Origin of the sequence: Candidatus Neptunochlamydia vexilliferae (genome assembly GCF_015356785.1) — a bacterium.
GTDB classification, from domain to species: domain Bacteria; phylum Chlamydiota; class Chlamydiia; order Chlamydiales; family Simkaniaceae; genus Neptunichlamydia; species Neptunichlamydia vexilliferae.
Window position 1 is genome coordinate 1 of the sequence record NZ_JAAEJV010000114.1, and the last position, 1,525, is coordinate 1,525.

General features: G+C 42.0%; 1 pseudogene. It reads left to right on the forward strand.

Annotation, left to right across the window (positions count from 1 at the left end):
- Positions 1-160: 160 nt before the first annotated feature.
- A pseudogene (tnpC, locus tag NEPTK9_RS09460) lies at positions 161-1,450 on the forward strand (IS66 family transposase); the annotation flags it as partial.
- Between the last annotated feature and the right edge of the window lie 75 nt (positions 1,451-1,525).

Consider the following 1,525-nt stretch of genomic DNA (forward strand, 5'->3'; position numbering starts at 1 on the left):
TTTTGGCTTGTGCTATAACTTGTTCCATAGATACTCCAGTGGTTGGTTTTTGGTAGTTGTTATTTTTTCCAAAATCGTACTTACTGGGGTATTTTTTTTTCTACTTTTCCCTTCTGTCCTACCTTCCAACTGATTTACTACACACCCATCGAAAAACAGCTCAAATAGCAGCAAGCCTCCGAGCAGTGATGGGCTCAAAAAGAAAACAAAAAGTCGACGGAAAAAATCTGGGAAAAAGTCGGGTGGTCAACAGGGGCACCCAGGAAAAGGGTTGGCTCAAGTTGAGAATCCTGATGTAGTCGTAACCCATGCACCTACTACCTGCCATGGTTGTGGATCAGACCTCAGTGAGATTGATGGTGCTTGTGTAGAAAAACGTCAAGCATTTGATATCCCAAAGCCAGTTGTAGAAGTAACAGAACATCAAGTCGAAGAGAAAAAATGTCCTTGTTGTGGCGAAGTCAGTAGAGGTATATTTCCAGATGGTATTAAAGGACCCGTACAATACGGGGAGCGAATCAGAGCTCTAGCGGTGTACTTTGCTCACCAACACTTCATACCAGCTAATCGACTATGCCAAGTTTTCGAAGATGTATTTGGAGTGGCTATTTCTGGTGGAACCTGCCCAAACTTTGATAAAGGTCTTTTTGAAAAGCTCGATTCATTTGAAGAAAGCCTAAAGGCATACTTGCTAGCAGCCAACACATTACACTTTGATGAAACAGGAATGAGGTGTGAGAAAAAGCTTCATTGGGTACATGTTGCTTCTTCACAAGTTGCTACTCTTTATACGATTCATCCTAAGCGAGGGGAAGTAGCTATGAGTGTAGCAGGTATTTTACCTCGATTCAAGGGTACAGCAGTCCACGATCACTGGACCCCTTACTTCAGGTATAAAGAACCTAAGCATGGGCTATGCAATGCACACCATTTAAGAGAGCTTACCAGCGTTCATGAACAGCATAAAGAAAATTGGGCAAAAAGAATGGAAGAGCTCCTTATAAGGGCAAACAAAGAGGTCGATGATTATAAAAAGCAAGGTTCCCTACCTAGGCAAATTTTGCTTCAAATAGAAGGGGATTACGCACAGATCATTAAAGATGGTTTAAAATACCACTCAGAATTACCCCCTCTACCAAAGGGAAAGAGAGGAAGGCAAAAGCAGCGAGCAGGAAAAAACCTTTTAGACCGCCTTAAAGAGAAAAGTGACTGTGTCCTTCTGTTTATGTATGACTTTTCAGTTCCCTTTACGAATAATCAAGGAGAGCAAGATATTCGGATGGTCAAGCTTAAGCAGAAAATATCGGGCTGTTTTCGTACACCTGATGGAGGAAAAATCTTTTGCCGCATCCGCAGCTACATTTCAACAGCGCGTAAGCAAGGCTGGAATATTTGGGATGCATTAACAGATGCTATAAGGGGTTCCGGGAGTGTAAAAATAACTGTGTAAATGGAATGTTGAATGAGAGATAATAGCCTTTCACTCAATAGAAAAAAGGCCGGAACGTAGAATACGTGGAGGCCA